This is a genomic window from Bacillus sp. FSL W8-0645, from assembly GCF_038007905.1.
In the GTDB taxonomy this organism is placed as follows: Bacteria; Bacillota; Bacilli; order Bacillales; family Bacillaceae; genus Bacillus; species Bacillus pumilus.
Genome location: NZ_JBBOYC010000001.1, coordinates 3,392,439 through 3,414,940, shown reverse-complemented (window position 1 = coordinate 3,414,940; position 22,502 = coordinate 3,392,439). Strand labels below are relative to the sequence as shown.

Genomic DNA, 22,502 nt, shown 5'->3' with positions numbered 1-22,502 from the left:
AAAAAAGGAGAGATCAAGATATGCTTGATGCTCAGCAAATTCAAGACATTATTCCACACCGTTATCCATTCTTATTGGTCGACCGTATTTTAGAGGTTGAAGGAGAGAAGAGAGCGGTTGGGATTAAAAATGTCACAGTGAACGAAGAATTTTTTAATGGTCATTTCCCAGGATACCCAGTCATGCCGGGTGTGCTTATTGTAGAAGCACTTGCGCAGGTGTTTGGGGTCATTATGTTAGGCAAAGAAGAAAACAAAGGGAAAATTGGTTTGTTTGCAGGAATTGACGGATGCCGTTTCAAAAGACAGGTGAAGCCTGGCGATCAGCTTCGTTTAGAGGTGGAAGTGACGCGCCTTAGGGGTCCAGTTGCAAAAGGAAAAGCAGTAGCCACAGTAGATGGCGAAGTGGCATGTGAAGCAGAACTCACATTTTCTATCGGTCCTAAAGTATCATGATTTGCCTGGCGGTTCATCAAGGATGAATCGCTTTTTATATGGAAACAACTAGTCTGAACGGATCAGGACTTGCATTTTTGACAAAAAAACGTCATATTAGACAAAAAAGATGAAGGTGATAAAAGATGCTGAAAGAATTTAGAGAATTTGCAGTCAAGGGAAATGTCATTGACTTGGCTGTAGGTGTCATCATTGGGGGAGCATTTGGCAAAATTGTCACTTCTCTTGTGAATGATTTGATCATGCCGCTCGTCGGTATTATTATTGGCGGACATGATTTTAGCGGTCTATCTATTAAGATCGGATCTGCTCAAATTTTATATGGAAGCTTCATACAAACAGTGATTGATTTCTTGATTATCTCGTTTTCCATTTTTATCTTTATTCGTTATTTGAATAAATTAAAACGGAAAAAGGTAGAGGAAGAAGAGGTTGTAGAAACGCCGGATCAAACGGAAGTTTTACTAACTGAAATTAGAGATCTCTTGAAAAATCAAAGCCAATCGAAAGATGTGCAATAAAAAAAGAGCGGCTAACTCCGCTCTCAGCGTGTAGGCAAACCCTCGCATTCGTTGTCAGGTCTGTGCTCTGGTGCTTACGAATATTCAATTCGTTCCGCTCCAGTGCCCGCCCTTTCTGGACTGCAAAGGTTTTCTATCACGCTGAAAGGAAGACAAAGGGCTAAAATAAGATTCATTTTAGCCCTTCGTCAACTATCTAAGAGCGGCTAATCCCGCTCTTTTTATGTGTTTTGTTTAAATGCATCCAGCAGTTTTTCTCCGGAAAGCCCCTCTTTGACGAGGTCTTTAAGTACTTCTTCGGTTTCTGTTCTGTAACGATTTGTAATCATCTTACCATCGAGCAGCACAGAAATGTTTTCTTCTAAAGCAACAATGTTTTTGACTTGGACAGATAGATGAACAGGGCGGTTGTTTTCTTTTGTGATCGTCACAAGAATCTTCACTTCAGTGTGCTGCTGAAAGAGCACCTCAAACACCTGTCTATGTTTCTTTGGAATGAGTGCCTCGATCATCCAGTGATTTTCGCCATCTTCTTTATTAATGATTAAACCGTCACGAAGGGGAATGCTGGACATTTTATCTTGCTTTGGATCAAGTTCGATTTTTAAATCAATCAGCCTAAAGGTTTTCATATTTTCACCTCACAAGCGTTCATTATTCGTAAGTATCATTATAGCATACAACATCTGTATAAATGAAACCGCTGCCTGCTTAAAGCGAGCTGCATATGAGTGAAAGGAGATGTTTTATGGAGTCTTATCAATTGCGAAACATACATATTGGCGAGGAGAAGGCAAAGAGCACAATGCGCGTTTATTCATGGGGAGACATTCTTTCATTTTGTGATGTGTACATGGAAGAAGGTGAATCACTCACGTTTCAATACGTCACCGAGGATCAAATGGACTACTTTGAATTTCAATTGTCGATTCATGACGGGCAGCTTTGTTTTTATTGGTTTGCGTGGGACGGATCTGATTATATTCACATGCCTTCAAGTAATTGGATTCGTTCAGACGTTTTTTATCAATTTATGAAAAATAAGTTTTTCATTAAACAAAACAAGATGATGTTTTATACTCAAGCGGTAAAAAGCAGAAATTAAAGAGGTAATAGAGTATTTGAGGGGGAATTTTGTCATTTTCATGTTTTGTCATATACAACCTTTCTCGGTAGACTAAGGGCAGTTGAAAGGAAAGGAGGTACGGTCTGAATCAAAAGGTAACGTCTAGCATCTGACAGCCCCCCTCTAGCTAAAGCTGATAGACGCTGCCTTGAGCATAAGAACACTGCGTAATAGAACCATCGCTTCTTTGTATAGGTCATGTGTCCCCTTAAATCCCCTTGTGTGTATCCGGTCATGTAGCGTGGCCGGGTACCCTTTTATTCAATGATAAACCGATCACCTCTTGATGATGGATTTTATCAGCGGTATGATAGCCAAAATGGAGACAAAAAGGAGAGAACGATGACAAACATTCAATTGATTGCAACGGATTTAGACGGAACGTTATTGAATAGTGAGCATAAAGTGAGTCGGGAAAATGAGCAGGCATTAAAGGAAGCAGTGGCGAATGGATTGGAAGTTGTCGTTTCAACAGGAAGAGCGTATTTTGATGTGAGGTCTATTTTTGATGGGCTTGGGATGAATACATGGGTGATTAGTGCCAATGGAGCTGTAATTCATGATCCGGCTGGACAAGTATATCATTCAGCTACTTTACAAGAAGAAAAGGCCAAACGCATATTGAAATGGCTTGAAGAACGTGATTATTATTATGAAGTTTTTACAAACGAAGCCATTTTCACACCGAATCGTGGTAGAGAGCTTCTGGCGATTGAAATGGATCGCTTAAAAAGTGCAAATCCAGAAGCGGACTTGAGTGTTTTAAAACAAGCGGCAGAAGTTCAATACAGTCAGTCGGGTTTTTCTTATATTGATACATATAAAGAGTTGTTTCGTGAGGATCGAAAGCTTTCATTCTACAACATCTTAGGTTTCTCTTTCTTTGAAGACAGATTGAAGGCAGGTTGGAATATGTTTGGTGATGATTCAGATGTCACAATGGTCAGTTCAGCCGATCATAACTTTGAAATTGGTTCAAAGGATGCATCTAAAGGCCAGGCATTAACAAGGCTGGCAGAACGACTTGGTATTCCTTTAAGCCAGACAGCGGCTGTAGGAGACAGTTTAAATGACGAATCGATGCTTCGAGCAGCTGGTGTTGGGGTTGCGATGGGCAATGCGAGACAGGATATGAAAGAAATCGCTGATCATGTCACGTTAACAAATGATGAACATGGTGTGGCGTATATGATTCGGCACCTGTTGAAATAGATGCATCGGATGTCGTTGTATAATCCACATAGGATAAAGCGCATTCTACAAAAGAGGAATTCAGAACTACTTCTATTTACACATGATGTGGAACATCATATAATTTAATGATGAACATAACCCGCTTGTAAGGAAATTAAGGAGAGTAAACGAATGGCGCTGGAATCTTATAAGTCCGAAAATCTGCATTTAATCAAGGAAGCCTTAGATTATACTCAGGTTGGCCTGACGGTGACGGACCCGTCTTTACCTGATAATCCTTTAATATATGTGAACAAGGGCTTTTTAGATATGACAGGCTATCAAGAACCCGAAGTATTGGGGAAGAATTGTCGTTTCCTTCAAGGAAATGAAACAGAGCCAATCTCTCTCCAACAAATTAGAACAGCTATTGAGAACAAAGAGGCTGTCACTGTTCAGCTGAAAAATTATAAAAAATCTGGACAGGTGTTTTGGAATGAGTTAAGTGTAGCTCCTCTTTGGATTGATGAAAATGAAGGGAAACGTCTTTATTTCGTTGGTCTGCAAAAAGATGTCACGAAAGAGAAGGAACAGCAGGAGCTTCTTGAGCAATCAATTGATGAAGTGCTGAACATTTCTGTTCCCATTGTTCCTGTGAAAGATGGTATTTCTGTGTTACCGATCATTGGTACGTTAACAGCGCCAAGATTTGATAAGATTATCTCCACAGTCTCCACCTATATCTCTCAATCCAAGGACGATTATTTTATTGTCGATCTGTCTGGTTTATTAGAAGTCGATTCATTTGTGGCAGATGCGATCTTTAAGCTGAATGATTTGATTTTAATGACAGGTACGGAACTCATCGTGACAGGAATTAAACCGAACCTTGCGATGAAAATGGGAGAAATGAGAGAAGACTTCCGTGAATTGAATACGTATATGAACGTGAAATCTGCATTGAAAAAACTGCACATTTAACCTATGTTCATATGAAATGAAAAAAGAGGACTTTTCATCATGTTGAGAAAGTCCTCTTTTTGCTTGGATTAAGATGATTGAGCGGCGGCACTTAATGTGAATAAATCTTCTAGTTCGTTTGTCGATAGCTCTGTAATCCAGCTTTCACTTTGGATAATTTGATCATTTAACGTTTGCTTTGTTTCGAGCATTTGATCGATTTTTTCCTCGATCGTGCCCGTTGTGATCATCTTATGGACGTGAACAAATCGTTTTTGTCCGATCCGATAAGCACGGTCGGTCGCTTGGTTTTCCACAGCAGGATTCCACCATCTGTCGTAGTGAATGACATGGTTTGCGGCGGTTAGGTTAAGTCCTGTTCCTCCTGCTTTTAAAGAGAGAATTAAGATGTTGAATTCTTTCTTCTGGAAGCGGTCCACCATTTTATCCCGCTCCTGTTTGGACAGACTGCCATTTAAAAATTGAACTGGTTCTCCAAACATCTTTTCCGCCAGCTGCTTGATCATGTTCCCCATTCCAATATACTGCGTAAAGATGAGGCAGCTTTCTCCTTGCTCGTGTATTGCTTTTAACAGCTCTGCGAGTTTATCCATTTTTAATGAACGTTTCAGCAGTTTCACATCGGTTCCACTCTCTTTTAAATAGAGAGCCGGGTGATCGCAAATCTGTTTGAGTCTGCCGAGCATACTTAAAATAATGGCTTTCCGCTGCATTCCTGTTAACGAAGCCATGTGTTCGAATGTATCCTTCACGAGCTGTTCATATAAAGAAGCCTGCTCAGCGGATAGCGGAATGAATTCTTTTTCTTCGAGTTTCTCAGGCAGGTTCAGGGCGACCTCTTCATCTTGCTTTGTTCGTCTTAATAGGAAAGGCTTAATCAGTTGCTGTAGCTGTTCAATTCTTTTTTCATCACGGTCTTTTTCAATCGGCAGAACGAATTTCTTATGAAAGCTCGTTAAGCTGCCGAGATATCCTTTGTTGACGAAGTCAAAAATGGACCAAAGCTCTGTCAAACGGTTTTCCATAGGTGTCCCGCTAAGGGCAATGTGATGCTGCCCTTTGAGCTGTCTGATCGCTCTCGATTGTTTCGTATGGGCATTCTTAATGTTTTGGGCTTCGTCTAAACAAATCGTATCCCACTTTGCTGACGTTAATTCATCACGATCAGAATGTGAGAGTCCATAAGACGTCAGGACAATATCTGTTGACTCGTATGCCTTTGTAAAGTGTTCCCCTTGAGGACGCGATGGTCCGTAATGCAAGGCAACATTCAAGTGTGGTGCGAAGATTTCAAGCTCTCGCTGCCAGTTTCCTAAAACAGAGGTCGGAGCAATGATGAGAGATGGAGCGGCATTTTGCTCCTGCTCCTTCAAATATGTGAAATACGCAATCATTTGAATCGTTTTTCCAAGCCCCATATCGTCTGCTAAACAAGCCCCAAATCCATGAGATCTTAAGAATAACAGCCAGTTGACACCATGCTGCTGATACGGCCTGAGTGTGCCTTTGAAGGACTCACTCATTTCGTATGAAGGCAGTTCATGCGTATCATTTAACTGATGGACAAGCCCTCTTAATTGAGACGAAAGTTCAAATTGAATATGTGCAAATGCTGAGCTGTCTAGCAGCTCTGGAATCGATTCAGAGGAAGCTTCTTGATCTGCCAGTTCACGTGACAAAATATCAGACATGTGCAGCCCTTCATTTTCGGCACGCTCCATCCATTTTTTCATTTGCTGTATGAAGGTTGGATCGATTTTGATCCATTGTCCACGAATATTGACAAGGCGCCGTTTACTTTGGACAAGCTCGTTGAACTCATCTTCTGTCAGCTCGATGCCGTTTGTAGCAAAGCGCCAATTAAAGTCCATCAAGGCATCCATTCCGACATGCGACTCGCCTCTTGGGGTAGAGGAAATCCTTGCTTTTAGCATCATGGTGCTTTCTTTGACAATTTGCCACCACGATGGGAGTAGGATCTCAATGCCCATATTCACAAGTGTTTCACTTGCTTCAGATAGGAAGAGCCATGCTTCGTCTTCTGACATGAGCGTGGTGCCAGATGTGAAAGAGAGCCAAGGAACAATTTGACCGAATCGCTCCAGCTCTCTTGAGATTTTATCTTGATACGGATGCCAAGACCTTTTCAATGAACGGATGCCTTCAAAAAAGTGAAGGTCGCTGTTTTTCTTATCACGCAAAAACAATTCGATTTTCCAATCATCTCCGTCGAAATCCGGTTCATTTAAACGCAAGCCGACAGTGAAAGGTGTGTCGTCATCAATCCAGCCAATCGTTTCCAAGAAATCCTGCTCATCTAAAAAATGTCCTTGGAAGGATGAGAGCGCAGGCGATTGTTCTGTCATGCGGTTCCATTTGTGCTGTAAGGCATCATCATATTGAATATAATCCTGTACGGCAAAGGAGAACCACTCAGCCGTATAGCCATCTAATAGTCCTTCTTTGTCTTTAAAACGAAGCACACCTTTTGTCCACGCCTCGTAATCGGGAATGAAATCTTCATCCTCGATGAATTCATAAATGGTGGAGGCTGTCTTCATCAGTGGTTCCGTTTCATCGGTTAGTGTCACATGACTAAAGGTATTAAACGAATTTTTTCCTAGCAGTTCGACGGTCATCCAAGGGCTTAGCAGGAAGGCAGGTGTGCCAATAAAGCTTACATCTTCTAAAAATGTTCCGTAAAAAGACGATTCGTGCCATTGGAAAAGCTGCCTCTTCATTTCATTAAGCGGAACAGGGTGTCCGTCCTCTGCTTGCGCTGAAATGGTGAAAGAGAAATCTTCTGTTTGTTCTGCATGAATGACAATTTGTTTATGGCGTGTCATCAATTAATTTTCCTTTCTTCATTTCCTCTTGGAACGCACGCAGCCGTTTCGTTGAATCCTGTAGCTGCTTTACATATCTTTCCCAAATCGCAGTTTTTTTCGTTTTATGATAAAGTGTGCGCAGTTTTTTTAGCATTTTCACAGATTCTCGATAAGCACTTCGATTCTTTTGATCGAGAAGCTGTGAGATTTCACGGTGATATGATGGAATGAGCGCTTCAGGCTCCTCTTTTGCAATTTGTTTGATCAGATCCTTCTCCAGTTCACTGATGGAGAAACCAACAAGGCTGTGAATCTCAATCCATTCTGCATAACGCTGCTGTGCATATAAGAACTGACTATATTCAGTAAACGCATAGGGCATGCAGATTTGGAGGTAGCGTTCATATAAATGATGATCCTTTGTCTGCTTAAAGTATGCGTCTAAATAGAAGAAGAAATCACTAACGGCTCCTCGTAGTTCTCTGTAGGAAAGGTCGAGCTGGCAATATTCTTCTAAAATATAGGTGATCTCATGATACCAGAGCTTGAGCCGCTTCCAGTCCTTGCGGTTTGTCAGGTCCTTCAGCCAATTGAGCACATTTGGCAGCATATCTGCATTGAGCAGCTTTAATTGTTGAAAAAGGCTATCGTCTTCTTTCATTAAATAATCCATGTGCATCAGTCCGATGGTACGTTCAACCGTTTGCTCTTGCTGCTGAGCATTCTTTAGTAATTCTGTTTCTTTTTTAACCCATTTCCCTCTATTTAATATGGTGCCCCAAATCTCCATAAAGACCGCTACTCGTTCATGCTGGAAAGGTCCGTTTATTTGAAGAAGTGTCCGAACGGCAGTTGGTGTGTTTTCAAGAAACGGATCGAGGGAAAAGGAAAGGGCGTATGTCTTCAAGTGATCCACTGAATCGAAAATGGTGTTCATGAGTTGTTCTACATATGGATTCATGGAATAAAAGTCCTTCTCGGCATCAAGCTGGCCAAGGTCGATTAATTCATGAATCCTTAACCACACATCGATTGACGTATGAATCGCATACAAACTCTTGAATTCAGGAGAATGAGGTGCGTGTTTTTTTAGGATCGATAAATAGCCATAATACAAATGCTGCGGTGTTTGCTGGTGCTTTGGTGTCCGTTTCAGCCAGAGGTTAAATTCCTCTTGGAAAAAATTCAACCAGCTTTGGAGTGATTGTTCGTCTGGGCGCTTCACTTGGAAGTGCTGACGAATCAATTCTTTGCTGCGCTGTAATTCATCCTTTTCTGACCAATTTTCTGTAAATCCAGTCACACTCTCCACTTGAGCGTATAGCGAAAAGAAGACAGCGAGAATGTGTTTACAAAGTCCATCTGCCGGACATGAGCAGCTGCTTCTCACAGGAAACAGCACATGAAGATGGACTCTTGCTGCCACGACATCATGTACATAAGCTGACCATTCCGTATCAGATTCTTGCTTGAGACGATATACACTGTCCTGTCTATAAGTAATCAATGCTTTTTTGATGAGTTGTTTGTTTTCATCTGTTGCAGGAAGAAGTTCTTTGATCTGTTCGGCTGTTTGTTTGATTTCTTCCTCGTTGATGTTGTGCTGAAGCATTTGATCCGCTCCTAACCAAGTAAAAGATTCCAATTCTTTTATTATAGCTCAATGGTGATTTATAAAAAAGTTTTTCATGAAAATGGTCATAAATTTCAAAAGCTGTCGAATGATGTATTAGAGTATTGCATAAACCAACCATACAACATATAATAATGAAATTAGTGGAATCGAAAGGATACAGACATGGATAATAAGGGTTTGAATCAAGAAGAGTTTTTAAAAATTTTGATGTACGCTCATGATATTGGTGAGAATTCAAATGATGTCACCACAAAAGAAATGCTTGAAAATCTGATTGCTCATATTCGAAATGGTCTTGTTTCATAAAAGTGACCCCCTGCTAGTGATGGCAGGGGGTTTTTGTATGCTTTTATGAATGGAACGAAAGCTCCCGGCATACGATGTCATTACAAGCATAAGGCGTATGGGGAGCTGATGGTGTCATGAATATTGCAATTGCAGGCTGTGGATATGTGGGACTGGTCACAGGTGTGTGTTTAGCGGAGGCAGGGCACAATGTGGCGTGTATTGATATTGACCGGAGAAAGGTCATGCAGCTGAAACAGGGACATCCACCAATGTATGAGCCGGGATTAAAAGAACTGCTGAAGCGCAATCTTGAGCAAGGACGAATTCAATTTCACATAAATGGAGCGGCAGCCTACCCGCGGGCTGATGTGTTAATGATTGCGGTCGGCACCCCGCAGCAGGCAGATGGCCAAGCTGATTTACAATATGTGTTTCAAGCTGCAAAGGAAATGGGCACAAAAGCGAAATCAGGTGCGGTTCTTGTGGTGAAAAGTACGGTGCCTGTTGGAACGGGTGATCAAATCGAACAGATGATCCATCAAGAATTAGGACGGAATGAGCCATTATCGATTGCATCTAACCCAGAGTTTTTACGAGAAGGCTCTGCCATTTCAGATACATTGAGGGCAGATCGGCTTGTCATTGGGGCTGAAACAAAAGGTGTATTAGATCGGCTCGAGGAGATGTATGCTGATTTCCATTTGCCAGTGGTCAAGACAGACCGAAAAAGTGCAGAAATGATCAAGTATGCATCAAATGCTTTCCTTGCGACCAAAATCAGCTTTATGAATGAGATTGCCTCCATTTGTGAAAAAACAGGTGCTGATGTTGAATGGGTAGCGCAGGGAATGGGGCTCGATCAGCGGATCGGTTCTTCATTTCTCAAGGCGGGGATTGGCTACGGGGGCTCTTGTTTTCCAAAGGATACAAATGCACTTGTCCAAATCGCAGGGCATGTGTCGCATGATTTTGAGCTGCTAAAGGCTGTCATCAAAGTAAACAATGAGCAGCGAGCGGGTTTTATCCGAAGTATTCAAGAGAGACTGGGGGCAAATCTTGAAGGAAAGCGAATTGCACTTCTTGGCCTTGCTTTTAAACCGAATACAGACGATATGAGGGAGGCGCCGTCGGTTCCAATCGCTCATGAACTCCATCAATTAGGCGCGGAGCTTGTGGCGTATGATCCTGTTGCCGCACGCCATGCCGCTCGTGAGCTACCTGAAAAAGTCGTGTTTGCTCATACGATTGAAGAAGCGATAAAGGATGTCCATGCAGCTTGTATATTAACAGAGTGGACAGAGATTCAGACGTTTCCGCTCACGTCCTATAAGGAATGGATGAGACAGCCGCTTATTTTCGATGGGCGAAACTGCCATACGCTTGAAGCGGCAGAACAAGCAGGAGTCGAATATCATTCGATTGGACGTAGACCAGTTTCTCCAATATATATGTAAAAGAAAACCGATAACAGGTCATGTTATCGGTTTCAGCGTGTAGACAAACCCTCGCATTCGCCCGCAGGTCTGCGCGCTGGTGCTCACGAATGTTCAATTCGCTCCGCAAAAGTAGCTGCCCTTCCTAGACTTCAAAGGTTTTCTATCACGCTGAAAAGAAGACAAAGGGCTAAAATAAAATCATTTTAGCCCTTTGTCAACAATCTAAAACCGATAACAGGTCATGTTATCGGTTTTTTTAATGCGGCAGGATGAATCCGCCATATAAAAAGGCAGCCACAATGAGAAAGGCGGGGTGCATTTTGAATTTAGTCATAAAGAAAAAGGAGATCGCGGCAATGGCGAGCGACTGCGCCCAGCCAATGGCTTTTACTGCATCTCCTCCGATTTCCCATGTTAATAAAAGCATCATCATCGCAATGACAGGCTGGACGGATAAGGTCATGCCTTTGACGACAGGGGATTGACGAAAGCGGTCAATCAGCTTGAGCAATAAAATCAAACCAATGGCTGATGGCAGTACAGTTGCAAGCAGTGCCACAATAAAGCCTGGCCAGCCCATGACGTCATAGCCGACATATGCCGCGATTTTCGTCGCAATTGGTCCTGGCAGTGCATTGGCTAAAGCAAGCATATTGGAAAATCCTTCGTTTGTCATCCAATGAAAATGGTTGACGATTTCTTCATAATTCAGCGGAATTGATGCAGGTCCTCCGCCATATCCTAATAGATTGGACAAGAAGAATGCCCAGAATAAAAAGAGAATCAGCATCATGAAGACACTCCTTTCTCTTTATTTGGTCGGTTCCAGCGTTGTTTCAGTTTGAAATGAAAAGCGCCATAGCATAAAAAGATGATAACAATGATTCCTGGATGAATGGACAGCACCTGCAGCCCGATAAAGGCCACAAGGAACAGAGCGATCCCGAAGATCATTCCGAAGCCTTTCAGCGTTTTTTGTCCAAACTCGTATGCCATGATCCCGAGCAGCACGGCAATGACTGGTGTCACGGCGCCAATCATATTTTGAATGATTTGTGAGGAGCTTAAGACGCTGACAAGTGTGACGAGTGCCACCATGGCGAGACATGTCGGTAAAATATGGGCAACTGTTGAGACAATTGCGCCGGATACGCCCTTCAATCGATAGCCGAGATATGCTGACATTTTGGTCGCGATCGGACCTGGTAATGCGTTGGCGATGGCGAGTGTTTCTCCAAATTCGTCATCATTGATCCATTGATATTTCACTACCGCTTCATGGCGAATGAGTGGTATGACGGAAGGACCTCCGCCAAAACCGAGAATACCGGTTCGCACCATAGCGATGATGAGTTCGATATATGATTGCAAGTGCTTCAACTCCTGTCTACAATTTCATGCCCATTCGGCTTTTGTATCGTTTAATGAGCATTTGGCAGTCCACACTCACGACGCCTTCTAGCGGGTACAGTTTTTTTGTCAAGAATGTCTCCATTTCCTGTTCATTTTGAAAAATGCCATGCATATGTAGCTTGCTTGGCCCTGTCATGTGATAAAGGCTTGTGACAGCTGTTTCCTGCTCAAGCTGAAGGGCGACGGCTTCTAAAAATTTCGGCTCAACCTCTACATTAAAGAAGACAGAAACATGAATGCCGATCTTAGCAGGATTGATGACCGTTGTGAATCGTTCGATGACACCTGCTTCAATTAGCTGCTGAATACGGGCTTGCACAGCAACACGTGAAAGACCGACTTGTTTCCCGAGATCTGTATAGGACATACGCCCGTCCTCATGTAATAGGGATAAAATTTGTTTATCTCGTTCGTCTAATGTTAGGTTCGGAATGCTATAGTCGTTTGCCACCGTATGACCACCTTTCTTTTGTTGATATTTTAACATATTTTATTACGAATAGAATGAGCGAATCTCAATTGTATAACGAAATGAAATATAATGAGGTGATAAGTGTTCTTTTTGCATAAAAATACACCCCGGAAGCACCGGGGTGTATTTATTTTATTGATCTGGGCTGCTTTCTGCACTGGCAATTTGCTGTGCGAGGTCAGCTCGATCAATGTCTGCTTGGAAGAATTCCTGCGTATTTGGCAGATGTAAATTCATATGACGTTTTTGAGAAATTCGGATGGTCACTTGATCAACGGTGTAATCAAATACGTGTCCGCCGACACTTCGATCGTCATCAATGAAATGAAGATGGTATCCACTCACCGCAATGCCATGTGCGTACTGTGGTGTACGGAAACCGGCGATCGTTCCTTGAATATCCTCGAAATCGAAGATGGGCTGTGACTTGACAGCTTCCACCATCGGAACGTAAGGTTTTTCCTGTTTTTCAACTGTACGGGTTTGAACCTTTTTGAATGATCCATCAATGCGGATTGCATAAAACACATTCTTACTCGGTAAAATGCGGTCGATTTCTTCTTCTAGCTCTTTGCTCGTCATGGGTGCATCAATTCGATGAACGATATCTGTTTCAAAGAATGCTAGAGAGCAGAAGGGTGAATAATCTTGATCTGTTACCGGTGTCGCTGTTCCATCTGAGCGCAGTCGATAAAATGCGCCGTCAAAGCCGATCAGCTCTCCATCTAATTGATTGAATGTACCAATGCCGAAATCACCGTGCTCGGGAATTTGTGAAAGGGAGAAATCTCCATCATATACGGCTTCCAGCAAAGAGGTCATCGTCGATACTTGATAGACCTCTTGCTGTTTGTCATGTTGTCTTGTGTCGCTTTGTTGATTCATTGGGTGCATCATACCCATATCCGCTCACTCCTTTGGTGTAATGTATGGACATCTTATCAGACGTTCAATGTGTGTTTTTCACGAAAGACTTCTGGCCATTTTTGACTGGCGAGGTCTGGGTTGTCTTGATAGTCAATCGGAATATCAATAATAACGGGTCCTTCTATGTTTATACCCTTTTGGAGGACAGTTGAAAGCTCTTCAGGTGAGTTAACCCGTAATCCAGTCGCTCCAAAGCTTTCCGCATATTTCACTAAGTCGATCTGTCCGAATTCAACGCAGGATGTGCGGTCATATTTCATTTCCTGCTGAAATGCCACCATGTCGTATGTGCTGTCATTCCAAACAAGGTGAACAAGATTTGTTTTCATGCGGACGGCTGTTTCTAGCTCCATTGCAGAGAAGAGAAAACCGCCATCACCAGAGACCGAAATGATCTTTTCATCTGGATTCAATATGGAAGCCGCAATGGCCCATGGTAATGCGACGCCTAATGTTTGCATTCCGTTGCTCACGAGGAATGTGTTCGGCTCATAGACGCGGAAGTGACGCGACATCCAAATCGCGTGAGACCCGATATCACATGTGACCTTCGTGTCATCAGGAATCAGGCGTCTTAATGTATGAATGACATCCAGCGGGTGAGATAGATGACTTTCTCTTTCTGGTACTTTTTCAATGTCGCTTAACAGCTCCTGCAATTCAGTGACGAATTCAATTTGTTCTTTGCATAGAGAAAGTGGAACACTGTCATGGGCTAGATGTTTAACGGTTTCAGCTATATTGCCAACAAGCTCAAGTGCCGGCTCATAAAAATGGTCAATATCTGCCTGGATGTCATCGACATGGATGATCTGTCGCTGCTTCGGCTGAATATTCCAATGCTTCGGATCGTATTCAATTGGATCAAAGCCGATGGTTAAAAGGACATCTGCTTGTTCAATGAGAAGATCCCCCGGCTGATTTCGGAATAAACCGATTCTGCCTACATATTGAGACTCAAGCTCTCTTGAGAGAACGCCGGCTCCTTGGTACGTTTCGACAAATGGAATTCCAAGTGTTTTCAATAATGTTCTTGTAGCCTTTGCAGCATCTGGACGACTTGCTTTCATTCCCACAATGGCAACAGGTAAGTGTGCATTTTGAATTTTGGCGATAGCCGAGCTGATGAGAGCATCCGGTGCAGGACCTAGTTCTGGAGAAGGGTGAGCAGACACTGGTATTTGTGTGGTGTGTTCGGTCACGACATCTTGTGGAAAGCTGATAAATGCTGCTCCAGCCTGCCCCTTTTGTGCCGCGCGAAAAGCATTTGTTAAGGCTTCGGGTATATTATGAACGTCTTGTACTTCAACACTGTATTTTGTGACTGGTTTGAATAATGCCGCATTGTCGAGTGATTGATGTGTTCGTTTCAGCCGATCCGCACGAATGACGTTTCCAGCGATTGCGACAACAGGATCACCTTCTGTATTGGCTGTTAATAGACCTGTTGCTAAATTAGATGCGCCAGGACCTGATGTGACGAGACAAACACCTGGTTTGCCGGTTAAGCGGCCGACAGCAGCTGCCATAAAGGCGGCATTTTGTTCGTGTCTGCATAGGACAAGCTCTGGACCTCTGTCTTTTAATACATCAAATACGGCGTCAATTTTGGCACCTGGAATTGCAAAAACATGGGTCACACCTTGAGCAATCAGCGTATCAACAATCAATTCTGCTCCTCGTCTTGTTAGGGGTTGTGCTTGAGAATTCATTTACCCCGCACTCCTTTCGGCAAGTAAAATTTTTTATGAAAATATATTTTCATGATATGATTTACTATACATTTCAAAATGGAAAATTTCCAATATCTGTTTAACGTGGTTTTAATATGTTTCACGAATAAGTGTGCAAGGGGTGAAAGGATGGAACTGAGACATTTGCAATACTTTGTCACAGTAGCAGAGGAGCTGCATTTTGGCAGAGCAGCCGCACGGTTGAATATGACACAGCCTCCACTTAGTCAGCAAATTAAGCAATTTGAAGAAGAATTGGGGTTTCCTTTGTTTCACAGGTCGAAGCGAGTGGTGGAGCTAACAGCTGCTGGAAAGGTCTTTTTACATGAGGTGCGGGGTGTGCTGCATCAGCTTGATAAAGCCGTTGATCATGCCCGGCATACAGCAAGAGGAGAGCTGGGAAAAATCATCATAGGGTTTGTTGGAACAGCGACGTATGATATTCTGCCGCCAGTTGTACGCGAATTCAGAGAGCTGTATCCCTCTGTCAGTATTGAGCTGAAGCAGCTTTCTGTTCCGCAGCAGCTAGGAGCGCTTTTAAATGGGGAGATTGATATCGGTTTTTTACATCCTACATCTCCTCATGAAGAACTGGTCAGCCGTTTGATGAAGCAAAGTGAATGTATTTTTGCGATTCCGAAAAATCATCCGCTGGCGAAAAAAGAGGCGGTCACGATCGAAGATATTCGTCATGAACCGATTATTTCTTTATCACATGAATCATGGCCGTCCCTTTATCAACACTTTGTCCTGCTATGTGAAAAGTACGGATTTTCTCCAAATATTGTGCAGGAAGCGGCGGAATATCAAATGGTGATTGGCTTAGTCACAGCTGGTGTCGGTATCGCAGTTATTCCAAAATCAGCCCGGCGTTTATTTAATCTAGATGTTGTGTATCGGTCCATGGAAGGTGAACAGCTTCTGGCAGAATGGACGATTTCCTATAGACGAGAAAATCATAATCCGGCTTTATTTCATCTTGTCCACCATATCCTGCATCGCACCGAGCCTGAATCAGAGGCATAGAAAAAGAGGTATGGTATGATGTCGATACACCAAAAGGAGGCGTGTCTGAATTGATTACGTTGCAAATGGATCAGCTATCAAGAAAAGAAGCATATAAATTATTATCGGGTTCTATTGTTCCACGACCGATTGCGTTTATTACAAGTCTGTCTAAAGACGATGTTGTCAATGCCGCACCATTTAGTTTCTTTAATGTCATCAGCGGACACCCGCCGCTCCTCGCAGTTTCTATCGGACGACGCGAAGGTCAGATGAAAGACACAGCGCAGCATATGATTGACAGGGGAGAATTTGTGGTCCATGTGAGTGATGAAGCGATAATAGAAGATATTAACGAAACAGCTGCTACGCTGCCGCAGGAAGAGAGTGAGCTGGATCGAACCGGTCTTCATCAAGTAAAGAGTCATGTCGTGTCAGTGCCGGGCATTCAGGAAGCGCGTATTCGCTTTGAATGTCAGCTTGAAAAGCATCTCACCTTTCAAAATGATGAAGGGGAGATCACGGTCGATCATATCATTGGCCGGGTTGTGTGTGCGCATTTAGATGAGGCTGTTTATGATGCGGAAAAAGGATATGTTTCGACTCATGAACTAAAGCCAGTCGCACGTTTAGCGGGAAATGATTATGCCCATTTAGGGACGTCATTTGTGCTGAAAAGACCAGAATGAAATGAAAAGAAGACAAAGGACTAAAGCCCTTTGTCAATAATCTGTACCCCCGAGGGAAATCGGGGGTTTTGTGTTTATTTTTTCTGTTCTAGTTTCAGTGGAGCTGCGATGTTCTTTTCTACTTTCTTCCCTTTTAAGACGTCGCTTGCAGCGCCGACTGCCAGTTTCCCGATCAGCTCTGGCTGCTGGGCGACTGTTGCGGATAGTTTTCCTGCTTTGATCGAGTTGAGAGCATCTTCGTTTCCGTCAAAGCCAACGACGAGAATATCTTTTCCAGAGCTTTGAATCGCCTCTAGTGCGCCAAGCGCCATTTCATCATTGTGGGCAAAAACGGCTTTGATGTCAGGGTTTCCTTGAAGGAGGTTTTCCATGACGTTCAACCCTTTTGTCCGGTCGAAGTCAGCCGCTTGTTTTGCAGTCACTTTTAGATCTTTATCTGCTATTTGATGGAATCCTTTTCCGCGCTCACGTGTAGCGGAAGCGCCTGGTACACCTTCTAATTCAGCGACTTTTGCTCCTTTACCAACCTTGTCGATAATAAAGTTAGCTGCCATTTCGCCGCCTTTGACGTTATCTGAGGCAACAAGTGCTTCTACTTTTCCGCTTTCAGCTGAACGGTCTAATGTGATGACAGGAATATCTGAAGCATTCGCTGATTCAACAGCAGTTGAGATGGCAGACGAGTCCGCTGGGTTGATAAGCAATGCGTCGACCCCTTGCTGAATTAAATCTTCTACGTCACTTGTTTGTTTTGCTGAATCATTTTGAGCATCTGCAATGACGACTTCGATGCCAAGCTTTTTCGCTTCTTTCGTCACCCCGTTTTTAAGAGAAACGAAGAATGGATTGTTTAAGGTCGAGATCGAGAGACCGATTTTGATGTCTTTTTTCTTCCCGTCTTTTGTTGATTTGGCCCACTCTGGCGGTTCTAGCGAGCAGGCAGAAAGCATGAATAATGAGAGAGTCAGAATGAGAATGAGATATTTTTTCATAGCAGCTGCCTCCTTAAGCAGATTTCTTTCTGTCTAGTAGGACTGCAATCAAGATGACAATCCCTTTCACAACAGATTGATAGAATGATGATACACCAAGTAAGTTCATACCATTGTTCAGGACACCGATGATGAGCACCCCGATCAGTGTGCCGACAATTCGTCCTCTTCCGCCAGACAGGCTTGTCCCGCCAAGTACAACAGCAGCAATCGCATCAAGCTCATAGGACGTACCAGCTGTTGGCTGAGCTGAGTTTAGGCGAGAGGTTAAAATGGCACCTGCTAAAGCAGACATGAAACCTGCCAATGAATAAATCATAATTTTTACGCGTGGTACTTTGATTCCTGAAATGAACGCAGCTTTTTCATTTCCGCCGATGGCATACGTTCTTCTGCCGAAAGGAGTTTTATGAAGAAGCACCCAAAGTACGATAAAGGTGAGAAGCATCGTGATCGCTGGAACAGGAATGCCTAAGAAATACCCGCGGCCGAATAACTGAAAGGCATAGTTAGAACCGAGTCCTGTAATCGGGTTTCCATCTGTATAAACAAGTGTTAACCCTCTGAAAATCGTCATCGTGGCAAGTGTTGCGATAAAAGGAGCCATTTTTCCTTTTGTGATTAAAAGACCGTTGACCATCCCAAGAATAGCGCCGATGATACAGCCAACGATAATAGCTAAAATCGGGTCCATACCAGACACGATAAATCCGGCAGTCAGTGCACTAGAAAGTGCTAAAATGGCACCGACAGACAAATCAATTCCTCCGGTTAAAATAACAAACGTCATACCAAAGGCAATGAGGGCATTAATGGAGATTTGTCTCAGTAAGTTTAAGATGTTTAATGGCTCTAAAAAGGCCGGGTTTAAAATAGAAACAATGGCAACAAGGATGATGAGTCCTAAGAATGGCCCAAGCTTTTGCATGATGTTGTCAAATCGTCCATTTGAAGTAAGTGGTTTCATGTTACTTCCCTCCTGTAGCTAGTGTCATAATTCGTTCTTGTGTTGCTTCTGCTTTATTTAATTCTCCGCTGATGGTTCCTTCATGAATGACAAGCACTCGATCGCTCATCCCTAGAACTTCTGGGAGCTCAGAGGAGACCATTAAAATGGCGACACCTCGATCAGTCAGTTCATTCATTAACTGGTAGATTTCTCGTTTCGCGCCGACGTCGACACCTCTTGTCGGTTCATCTAAAATCAAGACCTTTGGCTGGATACCGATCCATTTGGCGATGACGACTTTTTGCTGATTTCCACCAGAGAGACTTCGAGCAGAGATTTCAGAGGAAGCCGTTTTAATCGTCAATCTTTTGATGAGCAGGTCAACAAAATCCTGTTCGTTTTTCTTATCGATCAGTCCTTTTGGAGAGAAGCTTTCTAAGTTTGGCAGACCAATGTTTTCTCGAATGGATGCATCCAGCATAAGTCCTTCATCTTTGCGATCTTCTGTGATAAAGCCGATGCCAAGCTTGACGGCATCACTTGGTTTTTTAATAATAGCCTTTTTTCCATGAACCCAGATTTCACCTTGATCAAGAGGATCAAGACCAAACAGCGATCGCATCATTTCGGTCCTGCCAGCGCCCATTAAGCCTGCAACACCGACGATTTCTCCAGCTTTAACGGAGAAATTGATATCTTGAAATTGTCCTTTTCTTGTCGCTTGCTTCACCTCAAGGATAGTATCTCCTAGAGAAGGCGTTCTCTCAGGGTATCGATCTGTTAATTCGCGGCCGACCATTTTTTTGACCACCTCATGGAAATTCGTTTCAGGTATGGCTTTCGTATCGACCGTTTTCCCATCGCGCATGATGGTAATCCGGTCACAAATCGCAAAGATTTCCTCCATACGGTGAGAAATATAGACGATGGATACGCCTTCCTTTTTGAGAGATTCAATGACCTGAAAGAGCTTTTCAATCTCACGGTCCGTTAGAGCTGCTGTTGGCTCATCCATGATGATGACCTTCGCTTCCGTCATTAATGCCTTTGCAATCTCAATCATCTGTTTTTGTCCAACAGAGCAGCTGCCTGCCTCTTGATCAAGCGAGAGGTTCACAGACAATCGGTCCAGCTGGCTTTGGGCAAGAACCTTCATTTTCTTTGTGTCTAGCAATCCAAATTTCGTATAGATTTCTTTCCCGATGAATAGGTTTTCCAAGACGGTCATATCTGGCCATATGTTGAGCTCTTGATGAATAAAGGCGATACCGTGTTGTTCCGCTTCCTTCGGATTTTTGAAAGCGGTTTCTTTCCCGTCGATATGAATCGTTCCCTGGTCTAATGAATAAAGACCTGTTAGCAGGTTCATTAAAGTTGATTTTCCTGCGCCATTTTCACCCATGAGCGCGTGAACCTCACCTGTGACGAGGTCAAAGGAGACCCCGGAAAGAACGGTGTTTTTTCCAAAGGCCTTATGGATGTTATGCATCTCAATGTTCATATCTGGCTCCTCCTTTTAAAAAATGACACCGGCATGAAGAATGCAGTTTGCGTATGGGGTGGCTTCACCCGTGCGAATGACTGCTTTTGCCTGTTTGGTCATGTCTTTGAACGTCTCGTGGTCTACATCATGTAATGGGTGTGAGAACGCTTTCTTTAGAAATAGATGATCTCGCTCATTGGCTTCTTTGATTTCACTAGCTACAGTAATGTGTTCAACCGCCATTTCTTGAAGAAGGAGGGAGGTGACCTCCTGAAAGGACGGTGTGCCGATTGATAGTGCCAGGTCGATTTTGACTGGACCTTCTGGAATAGGCAGGCCGCAGTCTGCGATGACGATTGTATCTGTATGACCAAGGTCAGCAAGTACCTTGGCGATATGACTATTTAAGATGCCGTTTTTTTTCATTTTTTTCTCTCCAGTTCTTCTCTTGTTGGCATGCCGCCTTGTGCACCGAACTTGGTGACAGACATTGATGCTGCAAGGTTAGCGAATGCAAGTGCGTCATAGAGAGAGTTGCCTTCTGTTAAGGCGACAGCCAAGGCTCCGTTAAAGGTATCGCCTGCTCCTGTTGTATCAACTGCTTCGACTGGAAAGCCTGGGACGAGCACTTCTTTCAATCCGTCAAAATATCGAACCCCATTTTTCCCTTCTGTAATCAGTAATTTGTTAGGGTATTGACGCAAGGCGTCTTCAATTGGGAGTCCATTAAACATGAGAACAGCCTCGTGCTCATTCGGTGTAATATAGGCAGCCTGGTCTAAAACTTGCTGCGATACTTTGCGGGCAGGTGCAGGGTTTAAAATCACAGGGATTTCTTTTTCACTGCAAATGGCGCAGACAGCTTCGACCGTTTCTTCAGGTATTTCCTGCTGAATGAGCACTATTCCAATATCATCTATTGTAGAAAGTGCTTCTCTCACATAGTCAGGAGTGACCTCGTCATTTGCCCCTTTGACCACGACAATGCTGTTATCACCTTCTGCTAAAATGATATGAGCCGTGCCGCTTTCCATTTCGGTAACCGGTTTCATATATGAGGTGCGGACCCCTTGATCTTGTAGATTGCTGAGAATATCTTGACCATAAGCGTCATCACCGACTCGGCCGACCATGTATACATCAGCACCGAGTCTGGCACTGGCGACTGCTTGATTGGCGCCTTTTCCGCCTGGGACGGTTTTAAATGATTCGCCTAACACTGTTTCACCGGTATTTGGTCGTTTATTCGAAGTGACGACTAAATCCATTGAACAGCTTCCTACTACGACAATATGACTCATTGTGAATCCACCTTTCTTGTGGTCTCTCGTTCAATAAAAGAGACGGGCATTTGGATAACTGGTTGATCTATAGGTTGTTTCTGAATCGCTTTGATTAACAGCTGTGCCGCTTCTTTTCCCATCTCATAGGCAGGCTGCCTAATCGTCGATAGGGAAGGGAAGAGCAGCTCGCTTTGCGGAATATCATCAAACCCAATGATTTGAACATCCTCTGGAACGGCTTTTCCGATCCGAAGTGCTTCGTGAATGACCGCTGTTGCGACGATGTCGTTACTGGCAATGATGCCATCTGTTTCAGGGTACAGCTGGAAAAGAGCCTTGGCACTCTTACGGGCTTCTTGAAAAGAAAATGAAGCATTAGACATCACATGGAAGTCGACACCCTTTTCGGTCAGTACATCGAGTGCACCCTTGAATCTCTGCCTCGCTGTTTGAAGGTGGGCAGGTCCTTTCAGCAGTGTGATCTGCCGGCTGCCGCGCCTGATTAATTCCATTGCAGCCATTTTCCCGCCAGCTGCAGTATCTGCAGATACAGAAGGTGCATGTGGAACGGTTCGATCTAAGAACACAACCGGCAATTCATCATCATTGTATATATCTGATTCAGGTTCGTTTGTGACAGCGATGACACCGACTACTTGATTTTGTTTAAATGTTTGTAAATAAGCCAATTCCTTTTCTCGATCTTCATCACTGTTTCCGAATAATAACCGAAAACCTTGCGCATGAATCTCATCCTCTACGCCTCTAGCAAGCTGAGGAAAGAAGGGGTTTGTGATATCAGGCAAGATCAAACCGATTAAGCGGGATTCTCTTTTGAAAAGGGATCTAGCCACTTCATTGGGAAAGTAGTTCAGCTCCTGCATCGCTTGTGTCACGCGAATTTTCGTATCTGAATGGACATATCCAGTATCGTTCAGTACGCGTGAAACAGTGGCAACAGACACTTGTGCAGCTTTTGCAACATCTTTAATTGTAGCCAATGGAGTGCCTCCCTTCGTGAATGTGTAACCGTTTACACAAATAGATTATCATGAAAGCTTTTAAATGACAATCTTAAAAAAATAAAAAAAGAAAAGAAAGATCACTTCTTC

The 22,502-nt window shown here is 43.3% G+C and carries 23 protein-coding genes; 9 read left to right on the top strand and 14 right to left on the bottom strand.

The genetic code is table 11. The features are described 5' to 3' along the window. The first annotated feature begins 20 nt into the window (after positions 1-20). A complete protein-coding gene (gene fabZ / locus NST39_RS17690; protein ID WP_012011512.1) occupies positions 21-455 on the top strand; it encodes a 3-hydroxyacyl-ACP dehydratase FabZ in 435 nt (144 codons plus the stop codon). 125 nt (positions 456-580) lie between these two features. Then, positions 581-976, top strand: coding sequence for a large conductance mechanosensitive channel protein MscL (gene mscL, locus NST39_RS17685; protein WP_044140111.1), 396 nt, complete (start codon positions 581-583; stop codon positions 974-976). Between the two features lie 221 nt (positions 977-1,197). Here mscL and NST39_RS17680 read toward each other — a convergent pair whose 3' ends face one another. Beyond that, complete coding sequence (locus tag NST39_RS17680) at positions 1,198-1,608, bottom strand: YwpF-like family protein (protein ID WP_003215215.1); 411 nt, start codon at positions 1,606-1,608, stop codon at positions 1,198-1,200. Positions 1,609-1,724: 116 nt separating this feature from the next. Here NST39_RS17680 and NST39_RS17675 point away from each other — a divergent pair, with 116 nt between their 5' ends. The 3 genes from NST39_RS17675 to NST39_RS17665 all read left to right on the top strand — a co-directional run bounded on the left by NST39_RS17675 (position 1,725) and on the right by NST39_RS17665 (position 4,256). Further along, positions 1,725-2,081, top strand: a complete 357-nt coding sequence (locus NST39_RS17675) for a hypothetical protein (RefSeq protein ID WP_044140110.1) — start codon at positions 1,725-1,727, stop codon at positions 2,079-2,081. A 372-nt stretch (positions 2,082-2,453) separates the two neighbouring features. Then, positions 2,454-3,314, top strand: coding sequence for a Cof-type HAD-IIB family hydrolase (locus tag NST39_RS17670; protein WP_044140369.1), 861 nt, complete (start codon positions 2,454-2,456; stop codon positions 3,312-3,314). Positions 3,315-3,467: 153 nt separating this feature from the next. Next, entirely contained in the window at positions 3,468-4,256 is a 789-nt protein-coding gene (locus tag NST39_RS17665; RefSeq protein ID WP_065097886.1) for a PAS domain-containing protein, read from the top strand. Positions 4,257-4,324: 68 nt separating this feature from the next. Here the strand turns inward: NST39_RS17665 and NST39_RS17660 are convergent, their stop codons facing one another. Next, a complete protein-coding gene (locus NST39_RS17660) occupies positions 4,325-7,102 on the bottom strand; it encodes a DEAD/DEAH box helicase (protein WP_268453624.1) in 2,778 nt (925 codons plus the stop codon). Further along, on the bottom strand, positions 7,089-8,696 hold the full coding sequence (locus NST39_RS17655) for an SWIM zinc finger family protein (RefSeq protein WP_265208872.1): 1,608 nt from the start codon (positions 8,694-8,696) through the stop codon (positions 7,089-7,091). Before NST39_RS17655 ends, NST39_RS17660 begins: the two co-directional genes overlap by 14 nt. A 186-nt stretch (positions 8,697-8,882) precedes the next feature. Here NST39_RS17655 and NST39_RS17650 point away from each other — a divergent pair, with 186 nt between their 5' ends. Both NST39_RS17650 and NST39_RS17645 read left to right on the top strand, forming a co-directional pair. Next, complete coding sequence (locus NST39_RS17650; protein WP_003214884.1) at positions 8,883-9,026, top strand: hypothetical protein; 144 nt, start codon at positions 8,883-8,885, stop codon at positions 9,024-9,026. 116 nt (positions 9,027-9,142) lie between these two features. Beyond that, the gene (locus tag NST39_RS17645; RefSeq protein ID WP_185107739.1) at positions 9,143-10,462 is read left to right on the top strand and encodes a UDP-glucose dehydrogenase family protein; all 1,320 of its coding nucleotides are present in this window, start codon (positions 9,143-9,145) and stop codon (positions 10,460-10,462) included. A gap of 238 nt (positions 10,463-10,700) precedes the next feature. On the opposite strand, the gene NST39_RS17640 is transcribed toward NST39_RS17645, so the two are convergent. The 5 genes from NST39_RS17640 to alsS form a co-directional block, all read right to left on the bottom strand. Next, positions 10,701-11,234: a chromate transporter gene (locus tag NST39_RS17640; RefSeq protein WP_106067059.1), complete on the bottom strand. Its 534-nt coding sequence runs from the start codon at positions 11,232-11,234 to the stop codon at positions 10,701-10,703. After that, complete coding sequence (locus tag NST39_RS17635; protein ID WP_065097890.1) at positions 11,234-11,824, bottom strand: chromate transporter; 591 nt, start codon at positions 11,822-11,824, stop codon at positions 11,234-11,236. Before NST39_RS17635 ends, NST39_RS17640 begins: the two co-directional genes overlap by 1 nt. A 7-nt stretch (positions 11,825-11,831) precedes the next feature. Next, positions 11,832-12,344: an Lrp/AsnC family transcriptional regulator gene (locus NST39_RS17630; RefSeq protein WP_221450687.1), complete on the bottom strand. Its 513-nt coding sequence runs from the start codon at positions 12,342-12,344 to the stop codon at positions 11,832-11,834. Between the two features lie 117 nt (positions 12,345-12,461). After that, complete coding sequence (budA, locus tag NST39_RS17625; RefSeq protein ID WP_319610148.1) at positions 12,462-13,232, bottom strand: acetolactate decarboxylase; 771 nt, start codon at positions 13,230-13,232, stop codon at positions 12,462-12,464. 38 nt (positions 13,233-13,270) lie between these two features. Further along, on the bottom strand, positions 13,271-14,968 hold the full coding sequence (gene alsS / locus NST39_RS17620; protein WP_341029566.1) for an acetolactate synthase AlsS: 1,698 nt from the start codon (positions 14,966-14,968) through the stop codon (positions 13,271-13,273). Positions 14,969-15,118: 150 nt separating this feature from the next. Here alsS and alsR point away from each other — a divergent pair, with 150 nt between their 5' ends. Together alsR and NST39_RS17610 are read left to right on the top strand one after the other, a co-directional pair. Then, positions 15,119-16,015: an acetoin biosynthesis transcriptional regulator AlsR gene (gene alsR, locus NST39_RS17615; protein ID WP_126741278.1), complete on the top strand. Its 897-nt coding sequence runs from the start codon at positions 15,119-15,121 to the stop codon at positions 16,013-16,015. A gap of 65 nt (positions 16,016-16,080) precedes the next feature. Continuing rightward, entirely contained in the window at positions 16,081-16,683 is a 603-nt protein-coding gene (locus NST39_RS17610) for a flavin reductase family protein (protein WP_044140367.1), read from the top strand. Positions 16,684-16,757: 74 nt separating this feature from the next. Here the strand turns inward: NST39_RS17610 and rbsB are convergent, their stop codons facing one another. Genes rbsB through NST39_RS17580 form a run of 6 tightly spaced genes read right to left on the bottom strand, consistent with a single transcriptional unit; the run spans position 16,758 to position 22,391 of the window. Next, positions 16,758-17,675 (bottom strand): ribose ABC transporter substrate-binding protein RbsB, encoded by a 918-nt coding sequence (gene rbsB / locus NST39_RS17605; RefSeq protein ID WP_012011498.1) that lies wholly within the window; start codon positions 17,673-17,675, stop codon positions 16,758-16,760. Between the two features lie 13 nt (positions 17,676-17,688). Continuing rightward, entirely contained in the window at positions 17,689-18,642 is a 954-nt protein-coding gene (gene rbsC / locus NST39_RS17600; RefSeq protein WP_044140093.1) for a ribose ABC transporter permease RbsC, read from the bottom strand. Position 18,643: 1 nt separating this feature from the next. Continuing rightward, complete coding sequence (locus NST39_RS17595; RefSeq protein ID WP_044140092.1) at positions 18,644-20,125, bottom strand: sugar ABC transporter ATP-binding protein; 1,482 nt, start codon at positions 20,123-20,125, stop codon at positions 18,644-18,646. Positions 20,126-20,140: 15 nt separating this feature from the next. Next, entirely contained in the window at positions 20,141-20,533 is a 393-nt protein-coding gene (gene rbsD / locus NST39_RS17590; RefSeq protein WP_065097896.1) for a D-ribose pyranase, read from the bottom strand. Beyond that, positions 20,530-21,408 carry a ribokinase gene (gene rbsK, locus NST39_RS17585; RefSeq protein WP_341029561.1) on the bottom strand — a complete coding sequence of 293 codons (879 nt, stop codon included), beginning with the start codon at positions 21,406-21,408 and terminating at the stop codon, positions 20,530-20,532. The genes rbsD and rbsK overlap by 4 nt, the downstream gene beginning before the upstream one ends. Further along, positions 21,405-22,391 (bottom strand): LacI family DNA-binding transcriptional regulator, encoded by a 987-nt coding sequence (locus tag NST39_RS17580; RefSeq protein ID WP_044140089.1) that lies wholly within the window; start codon positions 22,389-22,391, stop codon positions 21,405-21,407. Before NST39_RS17580 ends, rbsK begins: the two co-directional genes overlap by 4 nt. Positions 22,392-22,502: the final 111 nt, after the last annotated feature.

Coding starts and splice junctions, on each gene's coding strand:
- NST39_RS17640 (WP_106067059.1), bottom strand. CDS start 11,234: ATGCTGATTCTCTTTTTATTCTGGGCATTCTTCTTGTCCAATCTATTA.
- NST39_RS17655 (WP_265208872.1), bottom strand. CDS start 8,696: ATGCTTCAGCACAACATCAACGAGGAAGAAATCAAACAAACAGCCGAA.
- NST39_RS17675 (WP_044140110.1), top strand. CDS start 1,725: ATGGAGTCTTATCAATTGCGAAACATACATATTGGCGAGGAGAAGGCA.
- NST39_RS17610 (WP_044140367.1), top strand. CDS start 16,081: ATGGATCAGCTATCAAGAAAAGAAGCATATAAATTATTATCGGGTTCT.
- rbsD (WP_065097896.1), bottom strand. CDS start 20,533: ATGAAAAAAAACGGCATCTTAAATAGTCATATCGCCAAGGTACTTGCT.
- NST39_RS17680 (WP_003215215.1), bottom strand. CDS start 1,608: ATGAAAACCTTTAGGCTGATTGATTTAAAAATCGAACTTGATCCAAAG.
- rbsK (WP_341029561.1), bottom strand. CDS start 21,408: ATGAGTCATATTGTCGTAGTAGGAAGCTGTTCAATGGATTTAGTCGTC.
- rbsC (WP_044140093.1), bottom strand. CDS start 18,642: ATGAAACCACTTACTTCAAATGGACGATTTGACAACATCATGCAAAAG.
- mscL (WP_044140111.1), top strand. CDS start 581: ATGCTGAAAGAATTTAGAGAATTTGCAGTCAAGGGAAATGTCATTGAC.
- alsS (WP_341029566.1), bottom strand. CDS start 14,968: ATGAATTCTCAAGCACAACCCCTAACAAGACGAGGAGCAGAATTGATT.
- NST39_RS17660 (WP_268453624.1), bottom strand. CDS start 7,102: ATGACACGCCATAAACAAATTGTCATTCATGCAGAACAAACAGAAGAT.
- fabZ (WP_012011512.1), top strand. CDS start 21: ATGCTTGATGCTCAGCAAATTCAAGACATTATTCCACACCGTTATCCA.
- NST39_RS17630 (WP_221450687.1), bottom strand. CDS start 12,344: ATGTTAAAATATCAACAAAAGAAAGGTGGTCATACGGTGGCAAACGAC.
- NST39_RS17595 (WP_044140092.1), bottom strand. CDS start 20,125: ATGAACATTGAGATGCATAACATCCATAAGGCCTTTGGAAAAAACACC.
- rbsB (WP_012011498.1), bottom strand. CDS start 17,675: ATGAAAAAATATCTCATTCTCATTCTGACTCTCTCATTATTCATGCTT.
- budA (WP_319610148.1), bottom strand. CDS start 13,232: ATGGGTATGATGCACCCAATGAATCAACAAAGCGACACAAGACAACAT.
- NST39_RS17665 (WP_065097886.1), top strand. CDS start 3,468: ATGGCGCTGGAATCTTATAAGTCCGAAAATCTGCATTTAATCAAGGAA.
- NST39_RS17645 (WP_185107739.1), top strand. CDS start 9,143: ATGAATATTGCAATTGCAGGCTGTGGATATGTGGGACTGGTCACAGGT.
- alsR (WP_126741278.1), top strand. CDS start 15,119: ATGGAACTGAGACATTTGCAATACTTTGTCACAGTAGCAGAGGAGCTG.
- NST39_RS17650 (WP_003214884.1), top strand. CDS start 8,883: ATGGATAATAAGGGTTTGAATCAAGAAGAGTTTTTAAAAATTTTGATG.